The organism is Cryobacterium sp. TMT2-15-1, assembly GCF_004402345.1.
GTDB lineage: Bacteria > Actinomycetota > Actinomycetes > Actinomycetales > Microbacteriaceae > Cryobacterium > Cryobacterium sandaracinum.
Genome location: NZ_SOGD01000059.1, coordinates 149132 through 162630, shown reverse-complemented (window position 1 = coordinate 162630; position 13499 = coordinate 149132). Strand labels below are relative to the sequence as shown.

The window sequence follows — 13499 nt, the reverse complement described above, 5'->3', positions numbered from 1 at the left end:
ACCGCGCTACTTATCGATCACGGTCACAGCGATGCCCAGGCGACTGGGTGTGACACGAAACTTCTATCCTTCACGCGTGTTGTCGGGCCATGCATAACCACGGGTTTCCGTCCGAGACGCATCGCAGCAACCGCACATTTTGGAAAGTGCGCAACGGGCATGACGTGGGGGTGCCGTGGAATACTTGCGGCCGAATTTAGCTGGCCACCGACAGAGAGATGGTCTTCCATGACCGAATTCAACCCGACGGGGGGCGTCACCGCTGCGTGCGCTGCGCGATCTTTCAGAAACTACAGGTGAGCGACGAGAATCCGGAAGGCTTGCCCGTAAACGTGCAGGTCGGAGGCGAACAGGGGTATGGGATGAGGCGGCACGAGGCCACGACGCTCTGGAAACGATCCTGTCCCAAGACAGTATCCGGGTCCCCGAGCTCCTCCCCATTCGCCACGATCGAATGGCGGCCTCTCCTTGGAACTATTTCCGAGGGGCTGCGGCCGTCATGGCAGCCGACCTCGCCTCTCAACCGAACAGTGGGCTCAATGTGCAGCTCTGCGGTGATGCCCATGTCCTCAATTTCGGCCTTTGGGCCACTCCAGAGCGGCGCCTGATGTTTGACCTGCGCGATTTTGACGAGACGCTACCTGGACCCTTCGAGTGGGATGTGAAGCGGCTCGCGGCCAGTTTGGTGGTAGCCGCACGCCAGGACAGGATTAGCGCGAGACGCGCTGATGCTGCCGTGGGCGCTGCTATCGAGGCCTATCAGATCCGGATGCGCCGCTACGCCACCGCGCCCGAGCTAGACATTTGGTACGACGGCATGCACGTTGAGAGGTTGGTCAAGTACTTCAAGCCTGCCGATCGCGGGGGCGTGTCGATCCACATCGAGAAGCAGAAGGAGCGGCGCACAAGCCGGCATGCCTTCACCAAGCTCACTGACATGGTTCACGGTCGTCCGCGCATCACCGAAGATCCACCGATCCGGGTCACCATCGACGCGCCACCGACATCTTTGTCGGTTGGGGCTCGTTCCACGGGAGGGACTATTACGTACGCCAATTCCGTGACATGAAGATTATCCCGAGCATCGACCTTGTCGGCTCACGCCTCATCGAGTTTGCCACTGCCTGTGGCGAGACATTAGCTCGCGCCCACGCCCGCTCCGGCGACCCGCAAGCCATAAGCAGCTACATGGGAAGAGGTCCTCAGTTCGCCACAGGAATGACAGAGTTTTCCCGCCGCTACGCCGAGCAGAACGAGCGGGATCACGTACAGCTGGTCAAGGCCATCGCCGACAAGACCGTCGAGAGCATGCCGCGGTGACAGACACTGTCGACGACCGGGGCTCTACCGCGGCACCGACAGCAAGAGGAGTCCCAGTCCGTTCGCGCCAGCGCTAGGCGCGGCAGAGCAGCGAGCGGACTACGGCCCACACGGGGTTGCGCGTTTGGCGTTGGGCGAAAACAAATGTGCAGCAGACCGTTGCACGCAGTCGCGTGGGAGGCTTACTCAGGGGTAGGCATGTCTTGACGGGTAGGCAACGGCTCTGTATGCCGCGCTCGTCGAGCAGGAGAGGACGGGCAAGTGACGGGACCTGTAGTGGAGCCAGCGGCGCCTGGACGGTACCGGTACGGCTGGAGTGCCGTATCTCTGATCGTCGCAGCCTTACTGGTTACCGGATCCGTCGCCGGAACTCTTGTGTTCATTGTCCCGGCCACAGCCGGCATAGTCATGCTCTGTGGTGGTCCGTTCTATGCGGGCTACTTCGTGCCCACAATGATTGCACGCTGGCGCCGAGCAGCTCTGAGAGCGAATGCCTCTGAGGTCCTCGATCAGGAGGGGTTTCCGAATCAGCGATATATCCTGCATTTTGGGACGACGAATCAGCGAATGACTCTGCTCCTGAACGCTGTGCTCATTGTCAACTTGGTCTCGTTCGGACTGTTCCAGTTGATCAGCCGTCTGAATCCCCGCAGTGATGACGTCCTGGCCTCACCTGTGTTGATCTTCGGCATTATTGCGGTCGTTGCCGGTATTCCGCTCATTGTCTTGAATCTCAAGTGGAGACTGAACAAGGCAACGGTCCCAGTGGAGACGATGGCGCTCCGACATCAACTGGGATCGTGGCGGTTCATCCGCGCAGGCCGAATCCTATCCATGGCCGTGTGGTGTGGTTACCCGGCAGCGTCGATTCTGGTGATTGCTCTCGGTATGGCATCCGGTCAGTGACCGCGGTGGCGATCGGTGGCATGTGTCCCACGAAACGATCTACCAGGCCCTCTAATGGCCGGGAAACAGCAGTTTGACCGGGAAATTGAAACCCCACCTCCGAACGGGTCTGCCGACCACTGGAATTGGCCCGAGAACTCACCTGGCAGAAGTGGTCCTGTTCTCGGTCGGCGTTGACAGTCACGGTCAGGCGACTCTCTGAATTCGTCCAGACAGCACGGGCTGGCTGAAGAAATCGGTTGCGCGAGCACACGTGAACAAGCAGTGGCTACGGTAAGCCTCCGTTCTCGGACTCCAGCGCCCTTAGTGGACGCCGGGTTGGCCCGACGAAGATGCTTCGGCAGAAACAGATTCTCGAGAATCACTCCCCGTTGAAGGTTCGCGAGTGCGAGGGCGACCCACCGCGGAGGGTAAGGAACCGCCACGGCCGTGAGGCTAGTACGAAGGCGATGATTCCGACGGCCGGGCAGACCCAGCCGACGTCGACCGCGAGGCTGAAGCCACTGGCGGACGGGCTGTAGGTAAGGCTCGACCCGGGGAAAAAAGTCATCGCCCCGGTAACCGGGCTTTCGGGAGTTGCAGCCATTGCACCATCAAGCCAGCTCAGTGCAGCGAGTAGCTCGGCTAGCAGTGACAGTCCGAGGAGACTGATGCCGACCGTGAATCCGACTGTCCAACGCGGGCGCGTGGGATCTGGGCAGCTTGCAGCTGCGGCCATCCCGCGGGTGCTACCCAAACCTCGGACGGCATCACGCGACCCGACGAGTGCGGTCGCAGCACCGAGGTTGGCCCTGAGCTCACGCCTCAGATCGCATCGTCTCTGGCCCGGGACGCCGGCGAAGTCGAGCCACAGGTCGTAGGACAGAGTGGCGCCCACGATGCGGGCGCGGTCGAGGACATTCATTCTGGATTCCTTCACTTGAGGACATGATCAACGTTGGCGGTGAGCGTGGTCCACGCGTCGAGTGCGCGAGTCGCTTCTACCTGGCCGGCGGCGGTGAGAACGTAATACTTTCGTGCCGGTCCCGAGGCCGACCGCACGAGGCGCGAATCAAGCAGCCCGGCCGACTCCAAACGAGTCAGTGCGGGATATACGCTGCCTTCCGTCAGTTCCGTGAACCCGGCCTCTCGAAGACGAACCACGAGGGCGTATCCGTAGTCGTCCTGCTCCCGGACGAGGCGCAGTAGGAGGAGGGAGAGGACTCCCTTGAGCATCTGCGCATCGTGTGCCATCCCGTCAGCATAAGACCCAGTACTAGGTATACACAAGTACCCGAGTGCGCCAGCGCCAAACGCTCATGGGCTCAATTCATGTCTGAGAGGTCTACTCCTGGTACTGGTGTGGACAGTAGCGCCGCAAATTCGTCCCGATAGGCGTGCCCGAATGCCGCTCCCCCGAGACTTCGGAACCGCCGCGCATGGGCAGCGCATCTGCGTCCGTCGAGGTTGGGCTCGCGGGCGAAGCAGGGGACCATTCAGTTGACGCGCTGGGCAGCACCCTGAACCTCACCAGCAAGGAAATCCTGTGTCATCGAGACATCGCGGAGATCCACGACATCTCGCCGCTCCCGCGGTGTCCGAGGCCGTCCACGAGCAGGCGATGCGACGCTTCAGGGAAGCAACCGGGCTCGTGCCAGTCGAGAATCCGACAACACGACTGCTCGGCGCGCGTGCCGAGACGCGAGCTGCCGATGTCGAAGCGGCGTTCGCGGACCCGACCATCCGGGCCGTTCCTGCAACGATGGGCGACGACGATCAGATCGTTCCTCGGAGACAGCGACACAACTCGGGCCAGGCCCGCACCTCGATGACGTGCACGTGGCGTCACTTCGCGCGTCACTGCTGGACGAAGGCAATATCGAACTCACCGATCCGGGCGAGTCCGAGGACTTCGGCATCCCCTGGACCGACCACCAAGCCCTGATGGAGTTCGGCGTAGGTGAAGCGACGGAACCGTGGACTTGGGCGGGCGTCAACACGGTGGCCGACGGTCCGACATGGGGCGGTTGCATCGAGGTCATTGATGAACGAGGAGTTCATGATGCCGTCGCCGGCGTGCTCATCGCCCGACCGCCGGTCAGCGAACTGAATTCGGCCGTGCCGTCCGTGAGCGAGCAGGCTCGCCTGCGCGCAGTTCAGCGCGACACGATTACGGCAGTGGATCGTCCCGCACGGCAATACGGTCACGCAGGCCCAGACCGTTCATGATGCGTTGGTTCGACCGGCGCCAGCACGTAACCGGACGCCGCTAGAACTGTAGCCGTTGCGCATTAGAAACCGAACCAGCTTGTTCACCGGAACACGCGTGGAGCCGATAATGCGGTCAATCTCATTTCGACGGGACTTTCTCGGCGGAACACATTTTGTAGAAACGGACTTCCCTGATCGCCAAAAATACCGCATTAGTTCTCGTTACCCTCGTCGGCCTCGCTACCGTCACCGGCGCGGCCGCACCACCACCGGCCGACATCGTGCTCGGTGAACCGCAGGCTGCCGCCCACGCTCACAATGACTATGAGCATGAGCGTCCGTTATTTGATGCCCTCGAGCACGGATTCACCAGTGTGGAAGCCGATGTTTGGCTCGTAGATGGCGAACTTCTCGTCGCTCACGATCTCGAGGATGTCCATGCGGGGGTCACTCTCGAAAGCCTCTACCTGGATCCGCTCGACCGCATCGTGGACGGACGTGCTGGCAGTGTCTACTCTGGCTGGGATGGCAGCTTCCAACTTCTGATCGACATTAAGAGTGACGGCGAGAGCACCTACGCTGCGATTGAGGAAGACTTGGCTGAGCATCGCTCGATCATGACCACGTACACCAACGGCAAAACCAAATCCGCACCGGTTGTCGCCGTGGTCAGCGGCAACCGCCCTCTAAAAACCATGCAAAATCTTGACTCACGGTTGGCATTTTATGACGGCCGCTCCGGCGACCTGACATCTGGAATACCAGCCGATCTCATGCCGCTGGTCAGTGAGAATTGGAACAAGCTATTCGTGTGGCAGGGCGTCGGTCCGATGCCGGAAAGCGAAAAGGTCAAGCTGCGCGAATACGTGCAGTCGGCGCACTCCCAGGGCTACCGTGTCCGTTTCTGGGGGACCCTCGATATTCCGGGCGAAGCCCGCGAAGCGATCTGGACTGAACTGCACGAGGCCGGCGTTGACCACATAAATACCGATGACCTCGCCGCGCTGGAGGAGTTCTTGGGGAGCCGGAGCTAGCGGAAATCGCCATCCGCTCGCCCGGACCTGAAAGAAGTACTGTGTACACAGTTGATATCGATCGGTGTCCCCAGTTCGGCCCGAACACGGTGTTCGCGGCGTTGACGTAGCCGAAACTGTTGACCGATTTCTGATACCCGGCCGAGCCGCTGCCAATGAACCACAGGCCGCAGGCTGATCCACCGGCCCTGTCGCAGGGTACGCCCTTCGCTGCCGACTGGGCGTACGGAACCTGGTGTAGCCAGGACCGAGATCCACATCGTGCCTCTCCACTTCACGGAGCGTCTGCACCGGGCAGGCAGCTACGCCGTAGTCACCACCACCGTGCAGGAGAGTCCAGGTATCTGACGCTGGGCGCAGTCCTAAACGGTGCCACCCAGTTCGGGGTGGTTGGCCTGCTGGTTGCACCCTATCTGTGCTCGGAGGGGCCCTTTCAGTCGCTTTGGTCGACCGGAGCTCAGTTCGCGAGAGCGCGGCCAGCATGGTCGCGGGCGGCTTGGGCACAGCGGTCGGGGTGGGCATTGCTGGCATCGCGTTGGGGCTCATCACGAGTAGCGACTTCCTCCGTTACTCGCCGTGCGACAGCACGTCCCTCCTCGTTATCGCGCAGGGAGTTCTCGTTACTGTCCCACTCGTCGTCGTCGTGCTTGTGGTAGAACCTCGTCCATTCCCGAAGTTCAACTTCAGAGCGCCCCTTAATCGGCTGCCGGGTTCGATCATCAGCAATCGCGTTGCCAAACCAGAGTGGCCACTTCACTACGTTCCGGCACGGAGCGATGGTCCTCAACCAGACAACGATCTGGCAGATCCTGCCCTCGGATTGGATGTGCACGCTGGTTTACACGCCGCGGAGCAGCCAGTCGTTGTCAGGGTTCCTGCCACCCTCGGGGTCAGGTGCGTCCGAAGCTGGCACGGACATGCTCTGCTCGTCCACGCGCACCCGTGCCGGCAGGTCTCGCCAGCGGTCCAGCGGGGCCGCGACAACAGGACCAGGATCGTCCTCTTGAACGCTTTCGTTCGAATCGCCGATCACGTTGCCCACCTTCCGTTTGCCAACCTCAGCGTCCCGCTGTGTGATCCATCCAGCCGACTGTGACGCTCGTCGCTCAAGCACCCGCCGCCCCGGGGTTGCGAACCGACCGACCTGGAACGGCGCCGTTCAGCCCTGCTGTTGAGTGCACGCGCGTCTCCCAGCGGGCTGCTGGAAAATCGATGCGGAAAACGTCCCGCTCTCGGTGTCTCTTTGCTCGGGCGGCGAACTCGTCACGGACCTGAACGACGTCCTTTGCTAGCCCAATTCGATTTCGTCGTCCGTCTGTGATTTGGGTCAAAATGGTGGCGTCAACAAAGCGATCGATCGCGACCTGGGCAACCTGAAGGGCAGCGCTGGATGGCGGTGAATTCGCGTCGCTCAATGGCGTGAATGAACGGGGCAGCGCGATTTCAGCGATCACCGAGTCAGGGCGCTGGGTTGGAACGATGGCAGGATTCGTGCCCGATCCAAACACCGGCCCACCCTCTCATGGGCGTGTAAGTGGCACCTGCCCTTCGTGGCGGCGAGTTCGGCTTGACCGATGATCTGTTGACGGCCGTTGAAGCCTGGGCCCGGAGCGAGACCGTCCGGTTGACTCTCCCTGTGCACGAGGACGCGGCCGCGCCGGGCGTCCGAAAGTCGGGGCTTCGCGGCCACCGGGCACCGTGTCCCGTACAACCTCGACACCAGCAGGAGCGAACTGAAAATGGTCAAGACGTTCTCACGCCTAATTGCCACCTTTTCGGTGGTAGTGGCAACGCTGGCCGGGCTCGCTCACGTCCAGGGTTCCGCTTCAGCCCTTAGGTTGGAGAGATGGATGAAGAGGTTCTGGCGGGGGGAAACTCGAGCATTGTCGTGCGGGTAGGCGACACCGTTCACCGCCCCGCCGGTCCTTGGACTCCCGCGGTACATCAACTTCTGAGCACACTCCGCGCGGCGGGAGTGACGGAAGTACCTGAGCCCTTGGGCATGGACGAGCAGGGCCGCGAAGTGCTCTCTTACCTTCCGGGAATCGTCGGCCACTACCCAATGCCCAGCTGGATCTGGTCGCCCACGATCCTGCACGAGGCTGGGTCTCTGCTCCGACGGGTGCATGACGCCAGCGCGCCCCTCGCGCATTCGGCCGCCATATGGCAGCTGCCTGCGCACCAGCCAATCGAGGTGGTGTGCCTGAACGACATCGCACCGTACAACATGGTCTTCCAAGACGGGCACATTGCGGGTCTGATCGACGTCGACCTGGCCTCCCCCGGGCCTCGGATTTGGGACCTCGCGTACCTCGCATATCGGCTCGTTCCGCTTGGCGAGTACGCAGACCATGACGCTCCGGACCGGGATGCTCGCCCCGGCCGCCTCGATGGGCTCATCCGTGCGTACGGCTATGAGTTCGATCAGGCTGCTGTGCTCCGTGCGGCAGCGCACCGGATGGAAGATCTTGCCGTTTTCACTGATCAACGTGCCGCAGACACGGGTCGCAGTGATTTCGTGGAGCATGCCGCACTATACCGACGTGATCGCGGCCGACTTCTTGACATGATCGCAAGCCTGAAAGCATCGTGAACGCGGATATCCAGGTAGTCCAAGTCAACGATCCACGCCTGCAGCATCTTACGGCGGCGGGGTACGTTGTTGTCGGCGAATCGTGGGGTGCACGCCTGCGCCTGAGCGATCCAGCCAAGTTCACAGCACTGGAAGCGGCCGTCGTCGCGGCAACGGACCAAGGATTCCTGATCGAGGAACTCGCTGCCAGCTGGGCGCCTCAGGTCACAGCACTCGAAGCAGTGAACCACGCCGACCACCCGTACACGCCAGCGACATCCGTGCCGCACCGCAACGAGTTTGATGTACTCGAACTGTGGGAATCCGGGCGCCACCTTTACGGCGCCATCAATGACGGGAACTCGTTGCCATCAGCGTCATCAGCGTCATCAGCCTGATGACTGCGCGCGCAGAAACCAAATTCACGTCCGTTCACCGTTCCTACCGCCGCAGAGGGCTCGCCGTGGCCGTCAAGGCCGCATCGCACGGGTGGAGCTCAAGTCAACGCCGGCAACATCCGCATGAATGATCATCTCGGCTATGCCATCGAAGAACGCTGGCTCAGCCTCACGATGCCGTGAAAGCACAAGAAAACCCGACCGGAAGAGGTTTCCGAATGCCACTCTTCCGGAACGTCGGAATCTCGGCGAATTGGTGCCGAACCTGTGTCCACAGGCGTCCGACGAACGAGTCTGTCGTCAGCGCAGTTCAGCTTCAAGGCACAACGCGGAAAGCGTCAGGTAGCCAGGCTTCGAAGGGCGCCTGCTCGGGTACCGGAAGTTCTGTACAGGTCGCAGGAACGACAAGGTGCCACCGCCCGCGCGGCCGCGTGAGCCGCCCAATATGACAACTTCGATAGTGAAGTTCATCGCAGGTACTAAATGGAGCGCTGGCCGATAGCCGCGGCGGGTTCCATGAGTAGCCCGTCATCCATTCAGGGCACTTGGAGGCGCCTGCTAAATCCATTTTGCGCAACCGTTCTCGCGCGTACCATTCGATGCGTCGCCAGACCGTGACCGGCGCGCCATGCTTGTCCGCGCGGAGCTATCCCGAAGGAGTGCACCATGCGTGCAACCAGCGACAACTACAGGCGTCCCGCATCGGAGAAAACAACGGTCGGGAACATAAATCGGTCAGCATTGCGCTCAGGTGGGATAGCGGTTATCGTCGCCGGACTTGCAGGCATCGCGATGTTCACCCTCGAGCTAATGGGACCGGTTCTCGGTTTCGATGACACCGACAACCCCGCCGTGAGCCTCGACTATCTGCGCCAGTATCCGCAGTTTTATGCTTTGGCGGCGGTCGCAACGTTCATCATGGCACTCGCGTACATCGTGGCCAGTTTCGCTATCTCAGATGTGCTTACGCCACGCACGAGTAGTATCACCCGCCGAAGCCTGAGCGCGCTCGGACTTTTCGCGGCTGCGTTCTTGTTCATGCACGGGGTCTTGCGCGAGTCGGTGGGGCCGTTGCTCTACATCGACTCGCTCGATAGGGGATGGGGCGAGTCCGCATACCTCACCATTCAGATGTCGGGAACCCATGGTTTCCTTGCGGCGGGCCTCATTACGCTCGCTATCTGGTCCGTGGGCATCTGTGTGGCCGGGGCTCTCTCCCGCTCCCTTCCGATCTGGCTATGTGTCTTGGGATTAGTCGCAGGCCTCCGTCTCGTGATGCTCCTGGCTGGGCCATTGATGACGGCAGCAGCGATCGACCTGCCCGGGATCTGGCTTGCCTCCATGGCACTGATCCCTCTGGGAATGCTTTGGTGGCTGGCCCTCGGCGTGGTGCTGCTGGTCAAGTCCCGCCGCAATCACGAGCAGCCACCTGTCAATTCAGCACAGTGAGCCACACCGAGTAAACGCGTACTGTGACCTGTATGCAAGTCCCGCCGGGAAGGTACACCACCGGCGGCTGCGGCACTGCAACCCGCCCGCACGAGGATACCCTTGGGCCCCCTACGACCTGGGCTCAGCACAGCTCATCCTCCACGCTCTCCCGAATTTGTCCGGATGCACCGACGCTTCTCAGCCTTTATGAATCAGGTCTACGATTTTCTGGGCGTTGTCGTCTGGAGAGACACTGATCTGCACATGATCACCCTCCATGGCCTCCATCACCACGACGGCACCCTGTATCTCCCCGCCGATCTTGATAATCAGGCGCACCGAATCCCCGGCTTGGACAGCCTTCACCGTGAGGGCGTTAAAGACGACCGCCCCGTCTTCGGTAAACGTCACATCAACCGCGTTCTGCCCCTCACCTTCGGCGATGGTGGCATCCTTCACTCCAGCTCGCTCAAGTACGGATGGGAGAACAACATTCTCGCCATTGACCTGTACGCATTGCGAGTCCGCCCCATCAGCGCAAGTCTGCGATACCGCCAACTCGATCGCTCCCCCGGTAGCCGACGCTGTATCGCTGGCGCCAGCACCAGCCGAACACCCACTGAGGACCAACACGACAAGTACGACCAGAGAGAGCCTGGGTGTTCGAGAAGCCATGAATAACCTTCCTTCGACGCGGGCTGAGGACCTGCAGAGCTTCCGCGTCCATCTTTTGCCCGACCACGGATTGGCGATCTATGAGGTGTTCAATTGCACCAGCAGAGTCTCAGCAGCACTGGAGATGCTGCCAATTGAGGAAAGAGTGACGATGCCAGCAACGCCCCAGAACCAGTAACGGTCACTCCGACCCGCTTTCATCCGGTTGAACGACGGCCACCAAGCCGCCACCGAGCGCCCGGGGCGCGACGTGCAGGACATCGCCAACCTGCTCGCGATCTGCGATGTTCGTGAGCTCAGTGCGGCCGAGGAATTGCTGACTGTCTTTTTCCCGGGAGACGGGCTCCCAGACTAAGCACTGCGCCTCCTCGAACCCATCTTCAAGCAGGGCATCCCCGCAGTCCCAGCATTGCCGCCCCCTCCGCTCCTGGGTACGCGCACCTCACATCGAGCACAACAACAACAGTCAGGTCCCGCAGAGTAGGGGAGCTCCGCGGTACCCCAATGGCACCCAGCTGCCCAACGCCGGCTCGAAGCCCTGGCGGTGAATTCTGTGCCCCATGAAGGTTCGTTAGAGCAAATGACGAGCGGGAGCCAGACGTTTCTTTGCCCTCCGGACCTGGTGGAGGATCGGCTCGGTGTATCCGTTGGGTGAGGATGCACCGTCGATGATGAGTCTGCGGGCGGCCAGAAACGCGAGCCCAGGCCCGGTTCTGCCGATCAGCGCTTCATAGGTCGGGTCATCGGAATTCTGTGCATCGACGACCGCCGCCAGTCGCCCGAGGCTGGCGTCGACATCCGTCTTGCTGATGACGCCGTGGGTGAGCCAGTTCGCGAGAAGTTGACTGGAAATGCGCAGCGTCGCACGGTCCTCCATGAGGCCGACGCCGTGAATGTTCGGAACCTTGGAACAGCCGACCCCCTGGTCGACCCATCGAACGACATAGCCGAGGATCGACTGAACGTTGTCGTCCAGCTCGGTCAGGCGCTCCTCGTCGCTGAGGTCCCGCTCGGCGAGTGGGATGACAAGAATCGGGTCCGGCGCCTGGCGGGTCCGCCCGGCCAGTTCTCGTTGACGGGCTGCCACGTCCACCTCGTGATAGTGGGTCGCGTGCAGCGTCGCCGCCGTGGGAGACGGGACCCAGGCGGTGGTTGCGCCGGCACGGGGATGCGCGATCTTCTGCTCGAGCATGTCGTGCATGAGATCGGGCATCGCCCACATGCCCTTGCCAATCTGAGCACGGCCGGGAAAGCCCGCCGCGAGACCGGCGTCGACGTTCGCGTTCTCGTAGGCAACCATGAATGGCATGGAACGGATCTCGCTCTTGGTGGCGATTGGCCCGGCGTGCATGGAGGTGTGGATCTCATCACCCGTGCGATCGAGGAATCCCGTGTTGATGAAGACGATGCGCTCCGCGGCAACGGCGATACAGGCCCGCAGATTTAGCGTAGTTCGCCGTTCTTCGTCCATGATCCCCACCTTCACGGTGAGCGGGGGCAGACCGAGGAGCTGCTCCACCCGCGCGAATAGGTCGACGGTGAACGCCACCTCGTCGGGGCCGTGCATCTTCGGCTTGACGATGTACACCGAGCCGGTGCGGGAATTGCCGCCTCGGGTCTCGCCGACGAGGTCGGGGAACGAACCGAGCACGGTCAGCACCGCGTCAAGAATGCCTTCGAAGACCTCGACGCCGGACGCATCCCGCACGGTTTCGGTCTGCATCAGGTGCCCGACGTTGCGCACCAGCAGCAGGCTCCGGCCGGGCAGCGTCACCTTGCCGCCGTCAGGAGCCGTGTAGACGCGGTCGGCGTTCATGGTGCGCGTGAAGACGCCGGCGCCCTTCCTGACGGTCTCGCTCAGCGTGCCGCGCATGAGCTCGCGCCAGTTGCGGTAGCCGAGCACCTTGTCCTCGGCGTCGACCGCGGCAACCGAGTCTTCGAGGTCCATGATCGTGGTGACCGCGGACTCGAGCACGATGTCCTGGATGCCCGCACTGTCCGTGGCCCCGATAGGTGCGGTCCGATCAACGATCACGTCGAGGTGCAGTCCGTGATGTCGGAAGAGCACGGACGACGGTTCCAACGCCTCTCCCCTGTAGCCGACCAGCGCCGAGGGCGACGCCAGGACAGCGGATGATCCGTCTGTCAAAGCCACGACCAGCGCACCGTTCTCGACTCGGTAAGCAACGGCATCAGCGTGCGAGCCCCGTTCGAGTGGGATGGCCTGGTCAAGCAGGGCCCGTCCGCGCGCGATCACCCGTCCGCCGCGGACGGCGTTGTAGGAATCCGCCCGGGACGCACCGCCGTCCTCGGATATCGCGTCGGTGCCGTACAGCGCGTCGTAAAGCGAACCCCAGCGGGCGTTCGCCGCGTTGACAGCGAACCGCGCGTTGAGCAGCGGAACGACAAGCTGGGGTCCCGCCTGCGACGCGATCTCCGCATCGACGTTCGAGGTGGTGATGGTGAAGTCCCCGGGTTCGGTCGCGAGGTACCCGACCCTGGTGAGGAAAGCACGGTACTCGCCCGGGTCAGGCTGGCCGGGGTTGGCCCGGTGAAAGGTATCGATCTGGGCCTGCAGGTCATCCCTGATGCCGAGCAACTCCGTGTTCCGGGGAGTGAGGTCGCTGATCAGCGTGCTCAGCCCCGGCCAAAAGGCGTCCGCGGTGATTCCGGTTCCCTGCAGCGCCTCGTTCTCGACGAACGCGGCGAATGAGGAGGCGACATCGAGATCTGCTCGTTCGACGCGGGCGGAGAGGCCGGCAATAGGCGCTGGGACGGATGCTGTGATGGGTGTGTTCATCGTTGAACTCCTTGGGCTAGTGCGGGTACGCCCGCTCGGCCGACTGTGTCTGGCCAGTCTCGCACCCCGGCGCCGCCGCTCCATGACACACACGCGTCGGCCAGGTCTCGTGCAATAGGGTTCAACTATCCGGCAGAGGCTTCACCCTCAGTTCGCCGCCTGGTCACAAACGC

At 62.2% G+C, this 13499-nt stretch carries 14 protein-coding genes; 8 read left to right on the top strand and 6 right to left on the bottom strand.

Features of this window, described 5'->3' with window-relative positions; genetic code table 11:
* Positions 1-454: 454 nt before the first annotated feature.
* The 3 genes from E3O62_RS16905 to E3O62_RS16110 all read left to right on the top strand — a co-directional run bounded on the left by E3O62_RS16905 (position 455) and on the right by E3O62_RS16110 (position 2226).
* The gene (locus tag E3O62_RS16905) at positions 455-1069 is read left to right on the top strand and encodes a DUF2252 family protein (protein ID WP_198413821.1); all 615 of its coding nucleotides are present in this window, start codon (positions 455-457) and stop codon (positions 1067-1069) included.
* On the top strand, positions 1006-1320 hold the full coding sequence (locus E3O62_RS16900) for a DUF2252 family protein (RefSeq protein ID WP_198413824.1): 315 nt from the start codon (positions 1006-1008) through the stop codon (positions 1318-1320). Before E3O62_RS16905 ends, E3O62_RS16900 begins: the two co-directional genes overlap by 64 nt.
* Positions 1321-1887: 567 nt before the next feature.
* Positions 1888-2226: a hypothetical protein gene (locus E3O62_RS16110; protein ID WP_134396183.1), complete on the top strand. Its 339-nt coding sequence runs from the start codon at positions 1888-1890 to the stop codon at positions 2224-2226.
* A 361-nt stretch (positions 2227-2587) separates the two neighbouring features.
* Here the strand turns inward: E3O62_RS16110 and E3O62_RS16105 are convergent, their stop codons facing one another.
* The gene (locus E3O62_RS16105) at positions 2588-3130 is read right to left on the bottom strand and encodes a hypothetical protein (RefSeq protein ID WP_134399224.1); all 543 of its coding nucleotides are present in this window, start codon (positions 3128-3130) and stop codon (positions 2588-2590) included.
* An 11-nt stretch (positions 3131-3141) separates the two neighbouring features.
* Positions 3142-3459, bottom strand: coding sequence for a PadR family transcriptional regulator (locus E3O62_RS16100; RefSeq protein ID WP_134396181.1), 318 nt, complete (start codon positions 3457-3459; stop codon positions 3142-3144).
* Positions 3460-4044: 585 nt separating this feature from the next.
* On the opposite strand from E3O62_RS16100, the gene E3O62_RS16895 reads away from it, so the two are divergent.
* Positions 4045-4434: a hypothetical protein gene (locus tag E3O62_RS16895; RefSeq protein WP_198413820.1), complete on the top strand. Its 390-nt coding sequence runs from the start codon at positions 4045-4047 to the stop codon at positions 4432-4434.
* A gap of 356 nt (positions 4435-4790) precedes the next feature.
* Positions 4791-5450 carry a hypothetical protein gene (locus E3O62_RS16090; RefSeq protein WP_241973551.1) on the top strand — a complete coding sequence of 220 codons (660 nt, stop codon included), beginning with the start codon at positions 4791-4793 and terminating at the stop codon, positions 5448-5450.
* 838 nt (positions 5451-6288) lie between these two features.
* On the opposite strand, the gene E3O62_RS16085 is transcribed toward E3O62_RS16090, so the two are convergent.
* Both E3O62_RS16085 and E3O62_RS16890 read right to left on the bottom strand, forming a co-directional pair.
* Positions 6289-6483, bottom strand: coding sequence for a hypothetical protein (locus E3O62_RS16085; RefSeq protein WP_134399220.1), 195 nt, complete (start codon positions 6481-6483; stop codon positions 6289-6291).
* 73 nt (positions 6484-6556) lie between these two features.
* A complete protein-coding gene (locus E3O62_RS16890) occupies positions 6557-6904 on the bottom strand; it encodes a hypothetical protein (protein ID WP_198413819.1) in 348 nt (115 codons plus the stop codon).
* A 521-nt stretch (positions 6905-7425) separates the two neighbouring features.
* On the opposite strand from E3O62_RS16890, the gene E3O62_RS16075 reads away from it, so the two are divergent.
* The 3 genes from E3O62_RS16075 to E3O62_RS16065 all read left to right on the top strand — a co-directional run bounded on the left by E3O62_RS16075 (position 7426) and on the right by E3O62_RS16065 (position 9869).
* Positions 7426-8043 carry a phosphotransferase gene (locus tag E3O62_RS16075; protein ID WP_241973550.1) on the top strand — a complete coding sequence of 206 codons (618 nt, stop codon included), beginning with the start codon at positions 7426-7428 and terminating at the stop codon, positions 8041-8043.
* Complete coding sequence (locus E3O62_RS16070) at positions 8040-8420, top strand: hypothetical protein (protein ID WP_134399219.1); 381 nt, start codon at positions 8040-8042, stop codon at positions 8418-8420. The genes E3O62_RS16075 and E3O62_RS16070 overlap by 4 nt, the downstream gene beginning before the upstream one ends.
* A 666-nt stretch (positions 8421-9086) precedes the next feature.
* The gene (locus tag E3O62_RS16065) at positions 9087-9869 is read left to right on the top strand and encodes a DUF4386 family protein (protein WP_134399217.1); all 783 of its coding nucleotides are present in this window, start codon (positions 9087-9089) and stop codon (positions 9867-9869) included.
* A 180-nt stretch (positions 9870-10049) separates the two neighbouring features.
* Here the strand turns inward: E3O62_RS16065 and E3O62_RS16060 are convergent, their stop codons facing one another.
* Together E3O62_RS16060 and E3O62_RS16055 are read right to left on the bottom strand one after the other, a co-directional pair.
* Complete coding sequence (locus tag E3O62_RS16060) at positions 10050-10310, bottom strand: hypothetical protein (protein WP_134399215.1); 261 nt, start codon at positions 10308-10310, stop codon at positions 10050-10052.
* Between the two features lie 787 nt (positions 10311-11097).
* Positions 11098-13326, bottom strand: coding sequence for a malate synthase G (locus tag E3O62_RS16055; RefSeq protein ID WP_134399213.1), 2229 nt, complete (start codon positions 13324-13326; stop codon positions 11098-11100).
* Between the last annotated feature and the right edge of the window lie 173 nt (positions 13327-13499).